The sequence below is a fragment of the uncultured Aquimonas sp. genome, from assembly GCF_937888285.1.
Classification (GTDB): domain Bacteria; phylum Pseudomonadota; class Gammaproteobacteria; order Xanthomonadales; family Xanthomonadaceae; genus Aquimonas.
In genome coordinates this window covers 46,213-66,726 of the sequence record NZ_CALART010000063.1, presented here as the reverse complement: position 1 = coordinate 66,726, position 20,514 = coordinate 46,213, and the positions used below count along the sequence as shown (strand labels likewise).

General features: G+C 67.6%; 21 protein-coding genes. 5 read left to right on the top strand and 16 right to left on the bottom strand.

The features are described from left to right. Positions 1-311: 311 nt before the first annotated feature. From Q0654_RS12970 to Q0654_RS12920, 11 genes are all read right to left on the bottom strand, one after another. The gene (locus tag Q0654_RS12970; protein WP_176764168.1) at positions 312-464 is read right to left on the bottom strand and encodes a hypothetical protein; all 153 of its coding nucleotides are present in this window, start codon (positions 462-464) and stop codon (positions 312-314) included. A 250-nt stretch (positions 465-714) separates the two neighbouring features. Further along, a complete protein-coding gene (locus Q0654_RS12965) occupies positions 715-1,692 on the bottom strand; it encodes an AAA family ATPase (protein WP_298854436.1) in 978 nt (325 codons plus the stop codon). A gap of 3 nt (positions 1,693-1,695) precedes the next feature. After that, positions 1,696-1,998, bottom strand: a complete 303-nt coding sequence (locus tag Q0654_RS12960) for a hypothetical protein (RefSeq protein ID WP_143006663.1) — start codon at positions 1,996-1,998, stop codon at positions 1,696-1,698. A gap of 20 nt (positions 1,999-2,018) precedes the next feature. Further along, positions 2,019-3,968 (bottom strand): transposase domain-containing protein, encoded by a 1,950-nt coding sequence (locus tag Q0654_RS12955; RefSeq protein ID WP_298854432.1) that lies wholly within the window; start codon positions 3,966-3,968, stop codon positions 2,019-2,021. A 417-nt stretch (positions 3,969-4,385) separates the two neighbouring features. Further along, the gene (locus Q0654_RS12950) at positions 4,386-4,667 is read right to left on the bottom strand and encodes a hypothetical protein (RefSeq protein WP_298854430.1); all 282 of its coding nucleotides are present in this window, start codon (positions 4,665-4,667) and stop codon (positions 4,386-4,388) included. After that, a complete protein-coding gene (locus tag Q0654_RS12945; RefSeq protein WP_298854428.1) occupies positions 4,664-4,867 on the bottom strand; it encodes a hypothetical protein in 204 nt (67 codons plus the stop codon). The genes Q0654_RS12950 and Q0654_RS12945 overlap by 4 nt, the downstream gene beginning before the upstream one ends. Before the next feature lie 808 nt (positions 4,868-5,675). Further along, positions 5,676-5,969, bottom strand: coding sequence for a hypothetical protein (locus tag Q0654_RS12940; protein WP_298854426.1), 294 nt, complete (start codon positions 5,967-5,969; stop codon positions 5,676-5,678). An 11-nt stretch (positions 5,970-5,980) separates the two neighbouring features. Then, positions 5,981-6,856, bottom strand: a complete 876-nt coding sequence (locus Q0654_RS12935; protein ID WP_298854424.1) for a hypothetical protein — start codon at positions 6,854-6,856, stop codon at positions 5,981-5,983. Further along, positions 6,853-7,239 (bottom strand): Mor transcription activator family protein, encoded by a 387-nt coding sequence (locus tag Q0654_RS12930; RefSeq protein WP_091243073.1) that lies wholly within the window; start codon positions 7,237-7,239, stop codon positions 6,853-6,855. The genes Q0654_RS12935 and Q0654_RS12930 overlap by 4 nt, the downstream gene beginning before the upstream one ends. Before the next feature lie 117 nt (positions 7,240-7,356). Continuing rightward, entirely contained in the window at positions 7,357-7,752 is a 396-nt protein-coding gene (locus Q0654_RS12925) for a hypothetical protein (RefSeq protein ID WP_298854409.1), read from the bottom strand. A gap of 849 nt (positions 7,753-8,601) precedes the next feature. Further along, positions 8,602-9,333 carry an SDR family oxidoreductase gene (locus tag Q0654_RS12920; protein ID WP_298854407.1) on the bottom strand — a complete coding sequence of 244 codons (732 nt, stop codon included), beginning with the start codon at positions 9,331-9,333 and terminating at the stop codon, positions 8,602-8,604. A gap of 163 nt (positions 9,334-9,496) precedes the next feature. On the opposite strand from Q0654_RS12920, the gene Q0654_RS12915 reads away from it, so the two are divergent. After that, positions 9,497-10,423 (top strand): AraC family transcriptional regulator, encoded by a 927-nt coding sequence (locus Q0654_RS12915; protein WP_298854405.1) that lies wholly within the window; start codon positions 9,497-9,499, stop codon positions 10,421-10,423. Between the two features lie 494 nt (positions 10,424-10,917). Here Q0654_RS12915 and map read toward each other — a convergent pair whose 3' ends face one another. The 3 genes from map to Q0654_RS12900 form a co-directional block, all read right to left on the bottom strand. Next, positions 10,918-11,685, bottom strand: a complete 768-nt coding sequence (gene map / locus Q0654_RS12910) for a type I methionyl aminopeptidase (protein ID WP_298854403.1) — start codon at positions 11,683-11,685, stop codon at positions 10,918-10,920. Further along, complete coding sequence (locus Q0654_RS12905) at positions 11,682-11,894, bottom strand: ParD-like family protein (protein WP_298854399.1); 213 nt, start codon at positions 11,892-11,894, stop codon at positions 11,682-11,684. The genes map and Q0654_RS12905 overlap by 4 nt, the downstream gene beginning before the upstream one ends. Before the next feature lie 134 nt (positions 11,895-12,028). Then, entirely contained in the window at positions 12,029-12,424 is a 396-nt protein-coding gene (locus Q0654_RS12900) for a RidA family protein (protein WP_298854397.1), read from the bottom strand. 128 nt (positions 12,425-12,552) lie between these two features. Here Q0654_RS12900 and Q0654_RS12895 point away from each other — a divergent pair, with 128 nt between their 5' ends. Further along, positions 12,553-13,518, top strand: a complete 966-nt coding sequence (locus tag Q0654_RS12895) for a LysR family transcriptional regulator (RefSeq protein WP_298854395.1) — start codon at positions 12,553-12,555, stop codon at positions 13,516-13,518. 225 nt (positions 13,519-13,743) lie between these two features. Here the strand turns inward: Q0654_RS12895 and Q0654_RS12890 are convergent, their stop codons facing one another. Continuing rightward, on the bottom strand, positions 13,744-15,546 hold the full coding sequence (locus tag Q0654_RS12890; RefSeq protein ID WP_298854393.1) for an acyl-CoA dehydrogenase: 1,803 nt from the start codon (positions 15,544-15,546) through the stop codon (positions 13,744-13,746). Positions 15,547-15,886: 340 nt separating this feature from the next. Here Q0654_RS12890 and Q0654_RS12885 point away from each other — a divergent pair, with 340 nt between their 5' ends. From Q0654_RS12885 to Q0654_RS12875, 3 genes are all read left to right on the top strand, one after another. Continuing rightward, the gene (locus Q0654_RS12885; protein WP_298854391.1) at positions 15,887-17,002 is read left to right on the top strand and encodes a hypothetical protein; all 1,116 of its coding nucleotides are present in this window, start codon (positions 15,887-15,889) and stop codon (positions 17,000-17,002) included. A 78-nt stretch (positions 17,003-17,080) separates the two neighbouring features. Next, positions 17,081-18,775, top strand: coding sequence for a GspE/PulE family protein (locus Q0654_RS12880; protein ID WP_298854389.1), 1,695 nt, complete (start codon positions 17,081-17,083; stop codon positions 18,773-18,775). Positions 18,776-18,815: 40 nt separating this feature from the next. Beyond that, positions 18,816-19,640 carry an HDOD domain-containing protein gene (locus Q0654_RS12875; RefSeq protein ID WP_298854387.1) on the top strand — a complete coding sequence of 275 codons (825 nt, stop codon included), beginning with the start codon at positions 18,816-18,818 and terminating at the stop codon, positions 19,638-19,640. A gap of 286 nt (positions 19,641-19,926) precedes the next feature. On the opposite strand, the gene orn is transcribed toward Q0654_RS12875, so the two are convergent. Continuing rightward, positions 19,927-20,502 (bottom strand): oligoribonuclease, encoded by a 576-nt coding sequence (orn, locus tag Q0654_RS12870; protein WP_298854447.1) that lies wholly within the window; start codon positions 20,500-20,502, stop codon positions 19,927-19,929. Positions 20,503-20,514: the final 12 nt, after the last annotated feature.

Below are 20,514 nucleotides of genomic sequence, written 5' to 3'. Positions count from 1 at the left end.
GCGTCGTGCGGTCAACCGAGTGTTTTGCTCCAATCTCCGTGATTCAACGGACTGCTTCGCTGCCCTCGCCGCGCGTCGATTGAGTGCTTTGCTCTCCTCTCCCCTGGAGGGAGAGGGGCCGGGGGATGTAGGCGGACAATGAATCTGCACCCTCGGGACAATGAATCTGCACCCTTGCTTGTGGATAACTTCGGGGTGGGGCGCGGCCTGAACGGCTCTGAAACAGAGTGCTTTATCTGCGCTTGAAGCGGCCCGGAAGATACCTTCAACCGCTGCAATTGCGCAGAAAGGCGCCGCTGCCTGCGGGGGTGTCAGCGCAGAAAAGCCCTACCGAAGACCAGGGCGACGCCACCCACCAGCGCCAGCGAGCCCCCTGCCAAGATGGCCGGACCGGGCTGGCCTGCAAGCGTCAACACCAGCGCCGTCAGGGTGACGACAAGGGCTAGGGTTTTGAATGCAGCCATGACCTTCCCCATACGTCCTGAACGTTTCTGGGTATGAGCCAGACGGTGCGTGCCATGGCCCGCCGAATGGTAGCGCAAAGCCATGCAAGGGCGATGGCTGCGGCGCGTCCAACCCCCTACGTCCTCGACGGCTTCGGGGTATGAGCCCGACGGGAGAATGCCCGCGCCACGGCCAGGAGCGATAGTAGCAGCCCCAGCAAAGCACAAGCCGCCCAATGGGCGGCCTGTGCGCCTGCCTGAGGGCTGCGCCTCAGACAGCACCACCCAAGTCCTGCCAAGCCGCATGAAGGTGCGAAAAGGCCACGGGTGCGCCCTGTTGCGCAGCAACGGTTGCGGCGCCGCGCAGGCCCTTGGTGAGCGTGCGGAGCCCGCCGGGCTGGCTGGCAATCGTAGCTGCGAGTTGTCGCGCCTTGCTGTCCTCGATTCCCCAGGCTTCCGCCAGCGCGTCGGCGTCTTCCAGGGTCGGCCGTGCGAGGTGCAGCCGCTTGCCGATCCGACCGCGCAAACGGTCGAACATGGCGGCCCGGTGTCCGCTCGTCATACGGGAAAAGACAAACTCGTTACCGACCAGAGCGAGCCCAACATCTGTGGCATCGAAGATCGCGCGGATTTGGTCCAGTGCCGACGCGCCAAGATGCTGCGCCTCATCAATGATGAGAAGCCCGGCCGTGCCTCGCAGACGCTCCACAATCGAACGATGTAGCTTCGCGGCGCCACCGCTTGTGACACCGGCGCCCACGGCCTGCGCGATCTCTTCAAGGGCGGGCACCACGCCAGCGGTTGCAGGCGTCATAGTGACGGCGAACGCGCTCGCTGAACGCTCGACATAGTGGCGAATCGCAAGAGTCTTGCCCAGCCCGGAAGCCCCATAGATGACAGAGAAGTCGTTAGCGAAGTGGGCGAAGCGAAGCGCCGAGAGAATCCGCTTTGCGCTGGGTGTTTCGACAAAGGCCGGCGCCTTGGGCGCGTGCTTCGCCGCTGCTTCACGCATCGCGCGAGACTCGACCCACTTCGCCACCTGCGACTCAAGCGCCGCATTGTCACCGGAGTAAGTGCCGGCGAGCCACTGGCTAAGCCGCGTTGTGCTCACGCTCGATTCGCGCGCGATCTTGGATTGGGTGAGGCTACCGCCCTCGATCAAGCCGCGAACGATCGCGCGCAGATCGGCGGGCTCTGGAACGGTTGGCGCTGTGGCGGGTAGTTTCAGGATTCGTGCGGTGGTTTCCATCTATCATTTCTCCGGCTGCGGTGAGTGCTGCGGCTGTTTCGCCCCGCGTCGGCGGCCACCGGCGCGGGGCTTCTTCTTTGCGGTGTTGTCCACGACAAGCCGAATGCCGGCCGGCCCTTGCTTTGGCTCGGCTGCGCGCTGCGCTGGCGGGTCAAGAAACACGGCGCTACCGGATTCGATGTAGAGGCGCAGCGCGGCGGCGGCGCCGCGTCTGAACTCCGGCGTGTATTCCTTGAAGAAGTCGCCGGCTTCTATCCGGCGAACCGTCTCGCCCATGACATTCACGAACACCCGAACGGCGTCCACGTTGGGGTTATGTCGGGTTCTCATAGGTCACCTGTCGGGGTGGTGAAAAGCCATGGCGCTCGGCGCCGCGCCTCTGATTCATAGGAATCCGCTAGCAGCTCGGTAACTTCATCGGAAGTCGCGCGCGGTAGCGGCGCGGCCGCGAGCGCGGGCGTCTGGCGGGCGATGCCGGATGCGCGCGGACGAAGCCGCGTTGGTCCCTTGGACTCGGGCAGCGCGGGCGGTTGGGGCTGGCACTCGCCGTAAAGCTCGCGCCGTTCCAACTCCGACGCGACCCCGAGCGCTTCGGCCGCGCGTTTCGTCGCCTTCATATGCTGATTCTTGAACCGTGCGTGATCGCGCGCGGCTTCGGTGTCATTGAAGGCGCGCGAGGCCATGTGCAGGGCGTCGCACAGATAGCGCCCTTGCGTCGTGTAGACGCTCACGTCGGCGCGCAAGTCTTGCGGGTCATAGAACACCATCACCTGCTGCCCGATAAGTTCGGCAGTCGCGTTTGACCAGTATCGGTTCGACCCGAGGTCGCTGCGCCCTGCCTTGATGGTGATGCTGCCGTCTCGGGAAACGGTTCGCGTCTCGAACGAACGCAGAAAGAGCGACCGCGCAGCCTCGGGCAGCTGCTGCGGCGGGCAGCGAATCACGCCGGCCGCCCATTCGGCATCAAAGCTGCCGGCCGCGATGCCGCGTCCACGGCGCCCCGTGCGGGCGTTATGGCGTGCGACCTCTTCGCGAACCACTTCAGACAGCTCGCCAGCTTCTACCGCAGTCGCCATGCTGAAGCCGCGCCCATTGATTCGCGGATGGCAAGCGATAGCTTCATGCAGCCCGCCGACGCCAAACGCCCGTTCAATTGGCTTTGCGCCGGGGTTCCCGAAGACCTTGTCGGGATTTGTGAAGTGCACTTCCGCGCCGAAAACCATGGAAAGCAGGCCGGGCGCGTCGCCCTCGCGCGCCTTGAAACGATGGCGGTTCATGGCACCGCCGGTCATCAGCTTATTTGCCGCGACTCGCGTGTTATCCAGGTACACATGACGCGGCGCGCAAACGCCCGCCAGCGCGTGCGTCGCAAGCCTGAACATGTCCGTGTTTTCGCTCTCTGCCAGTTCCCAAGCGAGAATCCGGCGCGAGCGCACGTCCTGCCAAACCCACAGCGTGGCGGTGTTGATCGGCTTTCGCCCCTTGAACGAAACCCACAGGCGATCAAGCTTCAAACCATCGCCGTTGACGGCTTCGCCGACCTCGAAACAAGAAGCGTCGCGAACCAGCGACGGCAGCAGACGCGCGGCCGCTTGGTCCCCCGCACGCTTCATCACCTGAACGCTGTGGGAGACTTCGGAGTCCATTCGCCGAACGAACGTCTTTGCACTCGGCAACACCAGCCGCTTGCGCTTGGCAATCTCCGCTGTTCGCCTGTAGCTGTCCGCGTGCGTCGGCGCAGCGCGCGTGAGGTAGTGCCCCGCGTAGAAGTCCCACAGCTCATCAGGGATTTCAACACGTTCGCGCCCGGCTGCCCTGCCCGGCAGCAGCGCCGGCAGCCAGCGCGCGCGCGCGAGGCCCTCGCAGGCTTTGGCCCAGCGTTTCAACGAATCGACCGATGCGCCCGGCACGCCCTGGCGCTGCAACTCCGCTGCGACGACGCGGCGGGCGTCGGTCAAGCTCCGGCCTTCGGAAAGCAAGCGCTCAACCCACAACAACGCCGCATGGCGCTTTCCGGCTTCCTCTTTGGCCTTGGGGGTCGCCTGCTGGAACCGCGCAAGTTCCGCTGCATGGTCGGGGTCGGGGCACGTGTCGGGCACCGTTGATCGCCCCTCGCGCTCGGCCCAAAGCAGAACGCGGGCCTGCACCCAATCGGGCAAGTCTCCCAGGCGATAGCAGTGGCGCGATGCATGCTCGGGGTCCGACTGCGCGGGCCAGCCTTCCGCTTCGGACCTGCGCCGCAGGTGCCGTGCAGTCCAGCCCAGCGCCTTCGCCAAGTCGGAGACCTTATAAGTAGTGTCAGGGGCGGCCACGGGCTGACATCCTCTGCGGCCGCAGGCGCGCAGGCGCGCTCAGGCCGCACCCTGTGCCGCACCCTGTGCTGGTGATGCTGTCCATGGACGCGCGGAAGTGCGCTCCCGGCGACGCCAGGAGGCCGGTCGCCTCCGCGCGCCGCTGAGTGGCACCAGATGCGGACCCGCACCCCTGCATGCGCCAGACGGGCGCAACACTGTCCCGGGACGCGCGCAGGCGCCTTGCCGACGAAACCAGTAGGGCGAACGAACCAGAGCGCCGCAGAGCGCGCCGCGCGCCGCTAACCCCGCCGAGGGCACAGAGAAGCGCCGCAAGGGCGTTTATAAACGCTCGCAGGGCCACCAGCGGCGACGCCGCGCGATGTTGGGGGGTGCACAGCATCACGCACCCCCTTTCAGCCGGACGGATTCGGCAATTTCAAGCAGGCTTTCAGCCTCGCCCAGCAGCTGAGCCAAGACGGCGGCGAAAGCAGGGAGCGCATCCGCCCCTGCATCCTTGATCGAAGCACCCGCCAGGGCAGCAGAAAGCTCACGGGCGCGAAACACGCGTACGGCAGCCTCTTCGCGCAATTGCTGCGCGTCGTCAGCTGCCACGAAGAACAGCGGCACGCCAGCTGCCTGCGACTGAGATGCGAACGGAACAAGCGTCGGCGTGCGCTTCATGCCAGCACCTCCGCGCGCAGCACCTCGGCAATCGCGCGCAGTTCCAGCGCGAGGGTTTCCGAGTCGTAGACGCATCGCCCTTGCAGAGCGGCGGCGGCGTGATCCAGCAGGCCGGGCCATTCGGCGCGCGGGGCCTCGATGGGCAGCAGCAGGTGTGCGGGCAAGGCCGCGAGCGCGGCGGCAGCGTGGGTGCAGTTCATGGCGGTGTCCTCGTGGTTTCGAGTGACCGCCGCCCCGCTCTCAAACGGGGTGGCGGACGGTACGCGGTTGAGAGACCGGCACGAGGACCGGCGAGCCTTGCGGCTCCCGCGCACCGCCCGCCATGGAACTGGTAGGCATGCACGCCCGCCAAGATGCGGGCGAAGAAAAAGCGCCGGCATCGAGCGATGGGCGCTTGTGCGCCTCGTGTTTCGGTCTCTCACCCCCGGCTGCCGATTTGGCGGCAGCGAAGCGAGCATGCGGCGGCTTGAAAGTGCTGTCAAGTCGCGCTGAATAGGTGTTGCGTCACCCAAGTAAGAGCTGCCGATGAAACTCGGCATGCACAACGTGCGAGGACTCAGGCCGCAACTGCCGGGGTTGTTTGCGTCTCGCCTTGCGTCCCTCGCAAGAGCGGCGCGGGACACTCGCCGGCTTGTCCCGTGTTGGTTCATCGGATAGGCCACGGCGCTCCGCGCTCGGCCTCTATGTCGCGACGGATGCGCGCTTCCAAGCGATCCACCACAGGCGGCGCAGGCCGATCCGCCGGCGGCGTCTCTAGGACAAAGGCAGCCTTGCGTAGTGCACTCGCCAAGCGCGAGGCGGACGCACGCACCTGCGGGTGCGATCCCAAGCGCTCAACCGCGTTGGCCAACTGTCGCGCCTCCAGAGGGCTGAGGGTCAGCCGCAGCGACACATCGCCGTCTGCAAGCGCATCCCTTCGCACTTCGATCGAAGGTGCGCGCGGCCGGACGTGCACTATGCGCCCTTCAACGCGCAGCAGCTCTCGCGCAAGCTCGCGCGCTTCCTCGCTCATCCCTTCGGCCTCGCGTCTTTCGCGTACTGCGCCATTCGCTTAGGGTCAATGCCCAAGAGGTGGGCGGCCATCGCCTGCGCATCGCCGTCCAGCTGTGCTTCGACGACGGACGGGGCCTCGCGTGGCGCCGCCTGATTCTTGGCCTGCTTGAACTGCTCTTCGCTGAGCCCCAGCAAGCGACAGGCTTCGAGTTCTTCCGAGTTCAGCGCGCGGCGCACGCCCGGCACGGGCTGGGAGACCGGCACGCTCATACTGTTCAGAGCGCGCATCAGTTGCGGTTGGGTTTGCATTGCTCGATTCCTCAGAGTTTGACCGGGCCGGAAGCCAGAAACCGGCGCTCAAGCGTGGCCTTCTCGCGAGCATTGAAGGCTTCAGACAGATCGGCGGGCGTCACGCCGTACTCTTGAGCGACGGCGCTCAAGTTCTGCGCGTTCATGCGCTGCTGATACTTGTTGATTGCTTCAGGCGGAACGTGCGACAGATCGCGCATCGGCTCGCGGCAACCTGCGGCGCGCAGCGCATCGGTGGGATTCGGCGCGCTGAGTTCCTGTAGCTCTTTGCTCAGTGCGGCGTCTTCAGTGCCGATTTCTTCCAGGCGCACCGAGATTTCCGTCAACCTCACCCGCCGCTCTTCGACGGGCGGACCGACGCGCGCGGCATCAGCGCCGGCAAGCTCGGGCATGTGGGCTTCAACGTAAGGCCGCAACTTTTCCTTGATCAGGTCGCCGAAGAAGTAAAGCGCCATATCATCGAAGGTGCGCACGAAAGAGCGGGTATCCCGGCCGGCCGAAAGAAAGCAGATTCCGCCCTCGCCGAAGCGATGCTCATTGCGGACTGCATCCATGGAAAGGCTGTCATTGATTTCCGCCAGCGTGAGGACGCCCGGGCCATACTGCTGGCCTACCGCTCCGCTAGCATTGCCTGGCTTCAGCACGCGCGAAAGCTGGACCTTCCAACCACAGATTTCAGTGAATCGCGCTGCTCGGCGGTCGATGTAGTCGAACACGAACCGGATAGCGTCTTCGCGATTGACCGGCGCATTCAGCAGCGCGTCGCGCTCTTCTTCGAGCTGCGAGCGCTCGGCGCGCAGCTCGCCGCGCCGGGCATGGAGGGTCGCGACATACGCGCGCACCTGTCCAGCGATGTTGCGGATTTCTTCGGGGGCGACGGTGTTCATTCGGTGTTTCCTTCGGTTTGTGGCTTGCGGAGCGCTTCGCGTCCTCGCTTGGCGCACTCGTAGACGTAAATGGCAGTGATTCCGTACTCGCGGGCGAGTGCCCTTGCGTTGTCGCGGGTTAGCCGTTGCGCGATGTCGATGTCTCGGAAGTGCCGCTTCACTGCGAGGCCGCGCGGCAGGTAGAACGCTCTCCCGCCGAACACATCGGCAAGCCCGAGCATCACCGCGCGGGCCAGTTCCTCCGCGCGCTGGTCAGGCTCTCCGCGCTTGCGCAGTGCGTGCGCCGCAACGTCGGCGGCTTCGCTCAGCACGTCCGGCCAGCCGACGCGGGACGGTGGGGCGGTGCCCGCATCCTTGCTGTCTGGCTCTTGGGGGGTCTGCATGTTGGGGCGCCACAAGCGGCAGCGGCCGCGTTGGGCAACAGAGTGCAGAGGGGCAGTTGGTGCCCGCCAACGCGACCGAAGCGTTTGGTGGCGTTTGCGCCAAGGTGGATGAATGTGCTAAGGCGCCTCGCGCCCTTTCCTGATCCAGCCTTCAAGTGTTCTGTCATCTACTCCAGGGTCGAGCCCCACACGGATGAACAGCTCCGCCAGCAGCCTGGCGGCGGCGGCGGGGGTGGCGGCTTCGCCCGCCGCTTGTCCCGCGAGAGTCGCCCAGACTCTGCACATGCGCTTGATCTCTCGGGCGTTGGCTGCTGCGCCGGGTTTCGCCTCGCGCTCTTCGCGCTGTGCCTCCAGCTCTTCGATTTGCAACTGTGTCGCTCGCCGCCTAAGCACCGCATCAATCTGTTCAGAGAGGCCAAGGAAGAGGGGCGCGGTCGCCTTCGCCCACGCCGGTTCATCCGCCGATGGCTCTGCCGCCTGTTCGCTTGCGGGCCGTTCGTGTTCGCTGTGCACGCGCTCTGCCTTCCGTGCCTCTCCAGGGCTGCACCCAAGCGCGGGGAGAGCTGCCGCGCTTGTCGCCCCGTCGGGCTATGGGTGCCCGGCCATCGCTACACGATGTCGCGAAAGCGCGCAAGCCCGCCCCATCGGTAGACGGCAGAGCATGCGGAATCGCGGGGGCGTCCTGCGTTGCGGGAGCTGCAACAAGATTGCGTGAGCCGCAATATTTGTCCGGTTCTCATGTCCGGCTTTCCGCGTTGGCGGGGAGCCTTCAAAGGGCGATGAAACCGGCGTAAGCGCTTGATTGAACCGCCTTAAACGCTGCCACCGCCGCGCACACTGTCAGGGCCGCCCCGTTGCGGGTGCGCGTTCCCCGCGCCTCTGGCCGTGCGCGCCTCTCGGGCGCCTTACTGGCCCTTCGTGTTGCCTGCAAAGCCGCGCCCCGCCTAGCTTTCCGCGCGTTTCACTTCGTTTCGGTTCGTTTCGGCAGATTTCGGCAAATCGGGTGCAATCTTTCTGTCCCAAGGGTGCAAGATCACTGTCCCCGCACACCGGGGGAGAGGGGCGATCTTGCCGCGAGTGTGCCCCCTCTCCCCAACCCCTCTCCCACGGGGGAGAGGGGCTCAACAGCAGCCAACGCTCTGCACGCAGCCTGCGGCCTGCACCCAGCGTGCGGGTCGCGCGCTCGCCTATACGCCGCCGAGGAGGCTTGACCTGAAAGAGAGTGTCCATAAACAGCGCGGGCCGATGAATCGAGGATTCTTCGAAATCACCGGGCCGCCACGCGTGGCTGCCGGGATCTCAAGGAACACCCCGCTCGCGGCATGAGGCGACGCGAGCACGAGGCGCCCACGCGTACGGGCCTCAGAACGCATGCCCCGCGCTGCGCACTGTGCGGATCAGCATCTCGTTGACGTCGACATCGTCGGGCTGCGAGATCGCGTAGAGCACGGCATTGGCGATGGCGCGATTGTCGAGCGCGATGCTGCGCAGCTGCTTCACCGCGCTGGCCGTGCTGTCGACACTGATGTCGTGGCCCAGCTCGGACTCGGTGACGCCGGGCGAGATCAGGGTCACGCGGATGCGATCCATCTCCTGGCGAAGACCTTCGGTGATCGCGCGCACCGCGTACTTGCTGGCGCAGTACACGCCAAACTGCGCGCCGACGGCATGCGCGCCGGTGGAGGCCGTGTTGATGATGTGCCCGCTGCCCTGCGCCTCCATGATCGGCAGCACCGCGGCAATCCCGTTCAGCACGCCGCGGATGTTGACGTCGATGATGCGGTCCCATTCCTCGGTCTTGAGCGCGCTCATCGGCGACACCGGCATCACCCCGGCGTTGTTGAAGATCACATCGACGCGACCGAAGCGCTCCTGCGCGAAGGCCACGAACGCTTTGGCGTCCTCGCCCTGGGTCACGTCCAGCGCGCGGTACTCGGCGGTATCGCCCGCCCAGCGGATGTCGGCGGCGATCTGTGCAAGGCGCTCGGTGCGGCGTGCGCCCAGCAGCACGCGATGGCCCTGCCTTGCAAGCACGCGGGCGGTGGCTTCGCCGATTCCGCTGCTGGCGCCGGTGATGAGGATGACCTTGGACATGTCGCTTTCTCCGTGTGTTCGGCGGCTGCCGGGGTGGGAGAAAGTCTGTTGGCCGAACACACTGGGCTCGATACCTGGAGCTCCGCATGGATTGCCTGATCGTCCAGACTCGGTGGCACTTGCGTTGAGGCCCCGCGCCCAGGGGGCGTATCGTGCCCAGCCCATGGACATTCCATTCAACGCTTTGCTCGAAGCCCGGCAGCGCGAGATCGGCGAGCTGATTCTCCGATTCTCCAAGGGCGAGGGCATGCACGCCTCGGCCATTGCCGGCCTGCACTGCATCCGCCTGTCCGCCCCGCACGCGCCGCTGCCAACGGTCTATCGGCCCTCGTTCTGCGTGATCGTGCAGGGCGCGAAGCAGGTGCTGCTGGAGGATGAGGTCTACCGCTACGCGCCCTCGCAGTTCCTGGCGGTGTCGGTTGATCTGCCCCTGGTGGGACAGGTGCTGGAAGCCAGCGCGGAGGCGCCCTATCTGTGCGTGGCGATCGACATCGATGCCCGCCAGATCGCCGAGCTGATCGAACAGGTCGGACCGATCGGACAGGCGCCGCGCGACACGCCGCGCGGACTCTTCGTCGGCGACCTGGATGAGGCCACGCAGGACACCGTGCTGCGGCTCGCGCGCCTGCTCGCCACGCCGCGCGAGATTCCGGTGCTGGCGCCGCTGCTGATGCGCGAGTTCCATTTTCGAGTGCTGAGTGGCCCCTTCGGTGCATGCATCGCGCAGATGGCCATGGCCGGCAGCCACACGCACAGGATCGCGCAGGTCATCCAGCACATCCGCAGCCAGCTCGCCGAGCCGATCCGCATCGAGGAGCTCGCCTCACTGGCGCACATGAGCCGCTCGGCCTTGCATGAGCAGTTCAAGGCCGTCACCGCGATGAGCCCGCTGCAGTACCAGAAGCGTCTGCGCCTGACCGAAGCCCGCCAGATCCTGCTGGCCGAGCGGGCCGACGCCGCCAGCGCAGCCTATCGCGTGGGCTATCAGAGCGCCTCGCAGTTCAGCCGCGAATACGCGCGTATGTTCGGCGCCCCACCGATCCGCGACGTGGCCAGCCTGCGTGACTCGGAGGCTGCCTGCACAAGGTAGAGCCTCTCGAGAAGCAGAACACGTGCAGCCCCACTGATCGTCGCCCCCGCGGAGGCGGGGGCCCAGTGTCGCTCGCCGCAGTCGCACGACTCCTGGATCCCCGCATTCGCGGGGATGACGAATCAAGGTGTCTTCAAGATCACCGGGTCCGCCGCGCAGGGCTGAGAAGTGCTCGAGAAACCGATCGCTCGGCGCATCAGCCAGTACCGTCGCCCCGCGAAGGCGGGGGCCCAGTGTCGCTTGCCGCAGTCGCACGAGTCCTGGATCCCCGCCCCCGCCTTCGCGAGGGCAGGCTCTTCGCGGGGATGACGAATCAAGGTCTCTTCATGATCACCGGGGCCGCCGCGCGGGGCTTTGAAGCTCTCAAGAGACAGACCGTCTCCCCGCACACAGCTGACACCGGCAGCGGCCGTCTGGAGCTGATCTGCACGGCTGTGGGCGAATTCTCAATCCCGAATCCCCAATCCCGGCTCTTCAATCCAGGCTCTTCGATCTCAATGCGGAGCCGTCTCGCCCGGACGCAAGGTCAGCACGCGCACGCCGCGATCGGTCACCGCGACGGTGTGTTCGAACTGCGCGGACAGCAGCCCATCGCGGGTGACGACGGTCCAGCCATCTTCCAGCGTATCCACGGTGCGCCGCCCCTGGTTCAACATCGGTTCGATGGTGAACACCATGCCTTCGCGCAGGACAAGGCCGGTGTGCGGCTTGCCGAAGTGCAGCACCTGCGGTGGCTCGTGCATCTCGCGCCCGATGCCGTGGCCGCAGTAGTCGCGGACGATCGAATAGCCGTACCGGCGGGCGTGCCGCTCGATGGCGTGGCCGACGTCGCCGAGCCGTGCGCCCGGGCGCACGGCCTGGATGCCCTTCCACATCGCTTCGTAGGTCGTCTGCACGAGACGCCGGGCCGGCTGCGAGGCCGCGCCCAGCACATAGGTCTTGCTGGAGTCGGCGATGTAGCCGTGCTTTTCCAGGGTGATGTCGAAGTTGACGATGTCGCCGTCCTGCAGGATATCGGCTGCCGAGGGCACGCCGTGGCAGACCACCTGGTTGCGCGAGGCATTGAGCGCATAGGCGTAGCCGTACTGCCCCTTGCTGGCCGGGCGCGCCTTGAGCGCATTGACGATGAAGTCATCGACCCGGTCATTGACCTGCAGGGTCGACAGGCCGATGAGCTCAAGGCCATCGAGATACTCGAACACCTGCGCCAACAGCCGACCCGCCTCCGCAAGCAGGTTGATTTCTTCGGGTCGCTTGATCACGCCCTTGCCAATCGCATGGGCTGGGGCTCGACGCCGGCGGACCTCAGTTCGGCCGCGACGATCTCGCTGTAGCTCTGCGTGGGGTTGAGCTCGCAGAGCATGCCGATGCGGATCCAGAAGGCCGCCTGCGCGTTGATGGAGCGGCACGAGACCGCGCTGGCCTTGCGCAGCTGGTCGTGCAGCTCGTCGTCGATGTTCACGATGCCCATGCGCGCCTCAAGATACGAAACATATACGAATCGTATTCGCTTCGCGCCCAGCCACGCAAGCGGGCGCGGACCCCGTGGAGACCGCCAGTCGCGCTGGCGCGGCAGCGCGCAGGCACGCTGCCGTCCGCGTGGCCTCAGCCGGGAATGCGGGCGATCACCTTGATCTCGAAGTCAAAGCCGGCCAGCCAGGTGACCCCAATCGCCGTCCAGTTCGGATACGGCGGCTGCGCGAAGACTTCGCTCTTCACTGCGAGCACGGTGGCGAGCTGCCGCTCGGGATCGGTATGGAAGCTGGTGACGTCGACGATGTCGTCCAGCGTGCAGCCGCCCGCCTTGAGCGTGGCCTCAAGGTTGGCGAAGGCGAGCCGCACCTGGGCCTCGAAGTCGGGCTCGGGGCTGCCGTCGCTGCGGCTGCCGACCTGGCCGGAGACGAACAGCAGGTCGCCGGAGCGGATCGCGGCGGAATAGCCGTGCAGGGCGTAGAGGGCGTGCCGACCCTCGGGAAAGACAGCCTGGCGGGCGAGGTTCATGGCGGCGGGGGTCCGTTGGGGAGGAGGTGCGAGCAGTGTCGGCGCTGCGGGCGTGGGCGATAAGCACCGCGCGGCGCGCTTCACTGTTTGTAGAATCCAAACAATCCCGCCCTGATCCGACGCCCTGCATGGACCGATTCGAAGCGCTGCAGGCCTTCGTGCGCGTGGTGGAAACGAGCAGCTTCACGCGCGCCGCGCAGACCCTGCAGACCAGCAAGGCGCGGGTGACCCAGCTCATCCAGCAGCTGGAGGGGCACCTGCGCGTCAAGCTGCTCCACCGCAGCACGCGCAGGGTGGCCGCGACCGAAGCGGGCGCGGCCTTTTACGAGCGCGCGCAGCGCCTGCTCGCCGAACTGGACGATGCCGAGACCAGTGTCTCCGCGGCTTCGACGGCCCCCCGCGGGCGTCTGCGCGTGGACGTGCCGGCGCCGTTCGCGAGCCTTGTGCTGCTGCCGGCGCTGGTCGAGTTCCAGGCACGCTTTCCCGAGATCCAGCTCGATCTGGGCGCCAGCGATCGCCGGGTGGACCTCATCGACGAGAACGTCGACTGCGTGATCCGCGGCGGCCCGCTAACCGAGCCCCACCTGCGCGCGCGCCAGCTGGCGGAGCTGTCGATGGGCGTGTACGCCGCGCCGGCGTATCTGCAGCGCGCCGGCATACCGGATTCACCCGCGACTCTGGACGAGGGCGCCCATGTGCTGATCGGCTATCGCGGCTCGCGCGTCGGCCAGCCCCTGCGCCCTGTGCTGCAGCGCGATGGGACGCGCCACGCGCTGCGGGGGCGGCAGACGCTGATCGTCGACGACGGCAATGCCTACCTCGCCGCGGGCATTGCTGGCCTCGGGGTGCTCTGGCTACCCGAGTACATGGCCAGCGCGCCGCTGCAGCGCGGCCAGCTGATCCCGCTGTTCGCAGGGTGGCAGATCGAACCGATGCCGCTTTACCTGGCCTATCCGCAGAGCCCCCACGTCAGCCGCAAGCTGCGCGCGTTCATCGACTGGGTCGTCGAGCTGATCGCCCGGCAGCCGATCGGGTTCCATGTTCCGAAGCAGCGGAGCGATGGTACGCCGGCGAACATCCGCGAACCGGAGTGAGCAGGCCGGGCCACGGCCAACGTGCTTGAGCCACCGGTGAGCCGATCCGCCAGGGCTACACGCCCCGCCCTGCGGCAATACCGATCAAGTCCCTCCTGGCCTTGTTCAGTGGTCGCGAGTCCGGCACAGGTCCGGACTCGCTTTCGCTGGATCAAGCACTTCCGTGCTCGATCCAAGGGCGCGCCCTCCATGGCGCGCGACAGCGCTGAAGTCTTCAGCACTGCCCTAGAACCACTCTCCGCGCATCGCGAAGAACGAGTCCTCGAAGCCTGCGACCAGACCGATCGCATGCATCGCGGTCGGCAGCTCCTGCTTGAGGAAGTAGCGGCAGGTCTGCAGCTTGCCGCGCAGGAAGTCGGCATCGCCCTGCCCTGCGTCGAGCTTCTTCTGCGCGACCAGGGCCTGCTTCAGCCACAGCCAGCCGACCACCGCGTGGCCGGCGGCGTGCAGGTAGTGGCTGGCATTTGCCAGCGCGAGACCGGCCTCGCCGCGCTGCATGCGGCTGGCGACGCTGGCGGCGGTGACGCCGACCTTCTGGGTCAGTACGCGCAGCACGACGGTGGCTTCGATCCAGTCCGGGTACATGGCGGCCTCGCCCAGCGTGGCCTCGATGCGCTGGCCCAGCAGACGCAGCGCCGCGCCCTGCTCCGCCATCGCCTTGCGCGACAGCAGGTCGATGGCCTGGATGCCGTTGGTGCCCTCGTGGATCGGGTTCAGGCGGTTGTCGCGCCAGAGTTGCTCCACCGGGTACTCGCGGGTGTAGCCGTAGCCGCCCAACACCTGGATCGCGTGGTCCGAGGCCTGCACGCCGAACTCCGAGCACCAGCCCTTGACGATCGGCGTCAACAGGTCGAGCAGACGCCCGGCTTCGCTACGCTCGCTTTCGTTCACTGCATGCGCTTTCAGATCGACCAGGCTGGCCGCGTACAGGCACAGCGCGTAGCCGCCTTCGACCAGGGCGCGCTGACGCAGCAGCAGGCGGCGCACGTCGGCGTGCTCGATGATGGCGACGGGCTTGGATTCCGGGTCACGGTTGTCGACCGGCCGCCCTTGCAGGCGCTCTCGCGCGTACTGCAGCGCATACAGATAACCGCGGTAGGCCAGCATGATCGCGCCGATGCCGACGCCGATGCGCGCCTCGTTCATCATGTGGAACATCGCCGCCAGGCCCTGCTGCGGCTGGCCGACCAGCTCGGCCACGCACGCGCCGCGCTCGCCGAACTTCAGCACCGTGTTGACGATGCCGCGCTGGCCCAGCTTGTGGTTCAGGCCCGCCAGCTGCACATCGTTGCGCTCGCCGACTTGCCCATCGGCGCCGATGTGGTTGCGGGGCACCGCGAACAGGCTGATGCCGCGGGTGCCGGCAGGTGCCCCTTCGATGCGCGCCAGAACGAGATGAATGATGGTCTCGCCCAGCGTGTGTTCGCCGCTGGAGATCCACATCTTCTGGCCCTCCAGGCGATAGCTGCCGTCGGCCTGCGGGATCGCGCGCGTGCGGATGTCGCCCAGCGAGCTGCCGGCCTGCGGCTCGGACAGGCACATGGTGCCGAAGAAGCGTCCGGCCAGCAGCGGTTCGGCGTAGCGGCGGATCTGTTCGGGCGAGCCGTGGGCCAGCAGCAGATGCGCGGCACCGCGGGTCAGCAGGCCGTAGCCGGCAGCGGCGGTGTTGGCGCCCATGAACAGGCCGTCGGCGGCCAGCGCCACGGTGTAGGGCAGGCCGAGGCCACCGTGGTCGACAGGCGCGGCAGCGGCGTTGAAGCCGCCCTCGGCGTAGGCCCGCGTCACCTCGCGGGTTGACGCCGGCAGCAGCACCTCGCCATCGACGAAGCGCGGCTCCTCGCGATCGGCCTCGGCGGCCTGCGGCAGGAAGACTTCCGCGGCCAGCGCATGCGCGGCATCAAGCACTGCCGCGACCGCGTCCTCGCCATGTTCGGCGAACGCCGGCAGGCGCAGCAGGGCCGGCAGGTCGAACACGTCATTGAGCATGAACTGCTGATTGCGGAGATCGACCAGGGGGCTCGGTGTCATGCAGGCGTCCATCGCGTAGGCAAGCGCCGAAGCGTAGCAGCGCGGCTGCATGGAGAAGCGACGGTTCACAGTCTCGGCCGAAGGTTTCCCGTTCGAGCCCGGATCGGGGCAGGCCGATCTCTCTGCCCGGATCTGCGGGATCGCGGCGCGGGCATTGGTGCGCCACAGGCGCACCCTACGGGCTGTGGCCCGGGTTTCGATTGGGGTTTGGCGTCGCGCGCGATCGTAGGGTGCGCGTGTCGCGCACCACTGGCGCAACCCGGCCCTCAAGTTTCCCCAGCCCCGGCCGCTACTCCGTCCAGCGGAACTCCGCTTCCGCGATCACCTTGGGGAGCCAGCCATGCGCATCGTCGCCACCGAACTGCAGCTCGCGTCCGCGCGCGAGTTCCGACAAACGGAAACCCGTGAGGAGCGGCTGGCGCTGCGCATTGGGCCTGCGCCACAGGCCCGCCCTGAAATCGAACTGTCCGCCCGCGGCCGCGAGCTGGCCCTGCAGGTCGGCGCCGGCGAATCGCCGCTGCTGGCGCCGGAGGAAGTCGCCGCCACCGATGAAGCGGGCGCGCGCAACGATCCCAACCTGAGCCTGCTGATCCGCCTGATCGAGACGCTCACCGGACGGCCGGTGAAGCTGTTCGACGCCAGCCAGCTGAGTGCGCCCTCGGGCGGTTCAGCAGAGGCCACCACCGCTGCCGCCCCACAGGGGCCGTCGCCCGCAGCCGCGCCTGCCGGGTCCGACCCCGGCTTCAGCCTCGACTACCAGTTCCGCGCCACCCGCAGCGAGTACGAGCGCACCTCGGTCAGCGCACAGGGCGAGGTCTTGACCGCCGATGGCGCGCGCATCCGCTTCTCGCTCGATCTGTCGATGGAGCGCGCCTACAGCGAGACCGTCGAGCTGCGACTGCAGGCCGGCGCTGCCGCCCAGCGCAAGGATCCGCTGGTGATCAACTTCGACGGCCGTGCGGCCCAGCTCAGCGACCAGCGCTTCGCGTTCGACCTGGATGCCGACGGCCAGAGCGAGGCCCTGCCGATGCTGCGCTCGGGCAGCGGCTTCCTGGCCTTCGACCGCAACGCCGATGGCCGCATCAACGACGGCAGCGAGCTGTTCGGCGCGAAGACCGGCGACGGCTTCGGCGAGCTCCTGGCTTTCGATTCCGACGGCAACGGCTGGATCGACTCCGGCGACACGATCTTCGGCCGGCTGCGGGTGTGGATGCCCGACCCCACCGCGCCGGAAACCGGCACCCGCTCGCGCGAGGAAGAGGAGCGTCGCCAGGGCGGCCAGCTGCTGACCCTGGAGGACGCCGGCGTGGCGGCGATCAGCCTGCGCCCGATCAGCAGCGCCTTCGACCTGCGCGGCGCGAACAACAGCGATCTCGGCCAGGTGCGCAGCACTGGGCTCTACCTGAGCACGGCGGCGACGGCCGGCGTGGTGCAGCAGATCGATCTCACGGTCTGATCGCGGTCAAGGCCACACCGCCCTGAGCGGGCGCACTGGAAATCAGGGCCGGCGCCGCCGGCCACAGGGGAAGGGCGGATGGGCTTTGCGGATTCGACGCGAGCACGCGCGCAGGGCGTGATCGCGCTGGGCGGCTTGGAGGACATCGAGACCTATGTCGGCGCGACGGCGCAGGGCAATGCGGACTGGTCGCTGGGTCCGCTGCGCCACCCGCCCGAGCATCTGAAGACGCTGACCCGCCTCACCGACGCGCGCCTGATCGAGGCCGAGCAGCTTGGCCTGCCGGTGCTGCTGTCGCCCGTGCTCGACGGCGAGGAGGCGACCCTGGCCCTGGTGCCGCCGGCACGCGCCCGCCAGCTGCGCGCGGTGCCGCTGCTGCGCATCAACGGGCGCATCGCGGTGGCGATGGAGAACCCGCTCGACGCCGCGGCGCTGGAGCAGCTCGACTTCCTCTCGCGCCAGCGCGTGGTGCCGCTGCTGGCCGACAGCGAGGTGCTGGGCAAGCTGCTGGCGATGAGCTACGACCGCATCGAGGACATCCACGTGGTGCGCGAGCTGGGGCTGGACCCCGGCCTGCGCGTCAGCGAAACCAGCGATCGCGACAACGAGCGCCTGGCCCGCGAGCGCAGCGTGGTGCGGATCATCCATGACCTGCTGGTCGATGCGCTGGCCCGGCGCGCCTCGGATGTGCACCTGCGCCCGGCCGAGGATGGCCTGGAGCTGCTCTACCGCGTCGATGGCGAGCTGCTGCCGGTGCGCCGCTTCCTGCCGGCGCTGGCGCCGGCCCTGATCAGCCGCATCAAGGTGATCGGCCTGATGAACCTGGCCGAGCACCGGCGCCCGCAGGACGGCCGCTGCAGCCTCACGCTCGACGACGGCCGCAAGCCCGACATGCGCATCTCGATCATGCCGACGGTGTGGGGCGAAGGCGCGGTGATCCGCCTGCTCAACACGGCCGACAGCCTGAAGGACATCGACGGCATCGGCTTCAGCACGCAGGACCGCGCGGTGATCCGCCGGGTGATGGAGCGCAGCCACGGCATGTTCCTCGCCACCGGGCCGACCGGCTGCGGCAAGTCGACCACGCTCTATGCCCTGCTGTTGGAGCTGCGCCGGCGTGCGCTCAACATCCTCACCGTCGAAGACCCGGTCGAGTACCACATCACGGGCCTGCAGCAGATGCAGGTCAACCGCGCCGCCGACTTCACCTTCGCCAGCGCGCTGCGCAACATGCTGCGCCACGACCCCGACGTCATCATGGTCGGCGAGATCCGCGACCGCGAGACCGCCGGCATCGCCGTCGATGCCGCGCTCACCGGCCACCTGCTGCTGAGCACCCTGCATACCAATACCGCGGCGACCACGATCACCCGCCTGCTCGATCTGGGCGTCGAGTCGTATCTGTTGCGCAGCTCGCTGCTCGCCGTGTTGGCCCAGCGCCTGGTGAAGGTGAATTGCCCGCACTGCCGCGAGCCCGAGACCGGCGAGACCCATATGCGGGAGGCCCTGTCGGTGGCCGAGCAGGAGCGGTTCCAGCGCGGCCGCGGTTGCCCGGAGTGCGGGGGGCACGGCATCAAGGGCCGCCGCGCGGTCTATGAGCTGCTGGAAGTCACGCCCGAGATCCGCCGCCTGATCGTGCCCGGCGCAGAGGCCGATCGCATCCATGAAGCAGCCCTCGCCGGCGGCATGCGCTCGATCACACAATCGGCGCTGGATCTCGCCAGAACGGGCGAAATCACGCTGGCCGAGGCATATCGCGTGCGTACGGATTAGACTCGCCCGCCTGTTTCCCTGTTTTTCGCCGGAGTCCTGCATGCAGTTCGACGCCCTCTTCGACCACGCCAGCGCCCTGCCGACGGTGCCCAAGGTGGTCCAGGAGTTGATCAGCAGCCTCGACGACGACAACGTGCTGATCGGCGAGCTGGCGCCGAAGATCGCCGCCGACCCGGTGCTGTCGGCGCGCCTGCTGCGGCTGGCGAACTCGGCCTATTACCACCCGCCGCGGCCGATCGGCACCATCGACGACGCGCTGCGCATGCTGGGCTTCTCGACCGTGCGCACGCTGGTGATCAGCGCGGGGCTCACCAGCAGTTTCCGTCCGATTCCCGGCCTCGACCTCGCCGCGTTCTGGCGCTACAGCCTGAAGGCCGCGGTGATCGGCCGCTGGCTGGCCAAACCCGCCGGCGTCGATCCGAACCAGGCCTTCACCGTCGGCCTGATGCACGCCATCGGACAACTGGTGATGCACGCGGCGATGCCTGAGAAGATGCTGGCGGTGTCGCGCGTGGCCGGCGTTTTCGATCCACGCCGCAGCGATGTCGAGCGGCACTCCTTCGGCTACAGCTTTCCTCAGGTCGGCGCGCGTCTGGCCGAGCTGTGGCGCTTTCCCAAGGCCTACCCGGCGGCGCTCAAGGCCTGGAACGAGCCGCTGGAGCTGGCCGAGTTCGACCGCCTGGCGGCGGTCATCCACATCGCCGCCTGGCGCGCCCGCTGCGACGAGAACAGCCTTGAGCCGGACGAGATCGCCGGCACCCTGCCGGTGCAGGTGCTGGACGCGCTGGAGCTGGACGAAGCCCTGCTCGAAGACATGCCCAGCCCACGCGAGCTGGCGGTGGAGTTCGACGGGCTGATTGGCTGAGGGCTGCTGGCGCATGCGCTGATGTCGGCCTTGTGGCGCCAGAGCCGTGGTTCGCGCAGCGATGGACAGCGTGAGCAGTGCCCAGGGCCGGCGCATGCGCTGCACCTGTGCGCCCTACGCGTACACAGGCCCGCTGCTTGGTTCGCCGCATGGCGTCACCCGAGTCGTAGGGCGGATAAGCGCAGCGCATCCGCCAGCAAGTCCAGATGACGCCGCGTGCTCGGCAGATCGCGGACGCACGGACGTCAGCCCGGGCGCTCGCCCCCAGCGTGTTGCGGCCGATGCCTCAGGCCGAAGCCTCAGCGTCCGCCGTCGCCCCGCCCAGCACCCCCATGAAGCCGCGGTAGTAGGCCAGCTCGGCCACCGACTCGCGGATGTCCGACAGCGCGGTATGCGCGCCGTTCTTCTTCAGGCCCTGCGCGACCTGCGGGGCCCAGCGCTTGGCCAGCTCCTTGACTGTCGACACGTCGAGGTTGCGGTAGTGGAAGTAGCGCTCCAGCTCGACCATTTCGCGGGCAAGGAAGCGACGGTCCTGGCAGATGCTGTTGCCGCACATCGGCGACTTGCCGGCCGGCACCCAGGCCTTCAGGAACTCGATCGTCCGTGCCTCCGCCTCGGCCATCGACACCTGCGACTCGACCACCCGCTGCCACAGGCCGGAACGCGTGTGGGTCTCGCGGTTCCAGTCGTCCATCGCCTGCAGGCGCTCGACCGGATGGCGGATGGCGATCTCCGGGCCCTCGGCCAGCACATTGAGCTCGCTGTCGGTCACCAGGGTGGCGATCTCGATGATGCTGTCGCGGTCGGTGTCGAGCCCGGTCATTTCCAGGTCGATCCAGATCAGGCGGGTCTCGGGCGGCAGTACGGTGGTCGC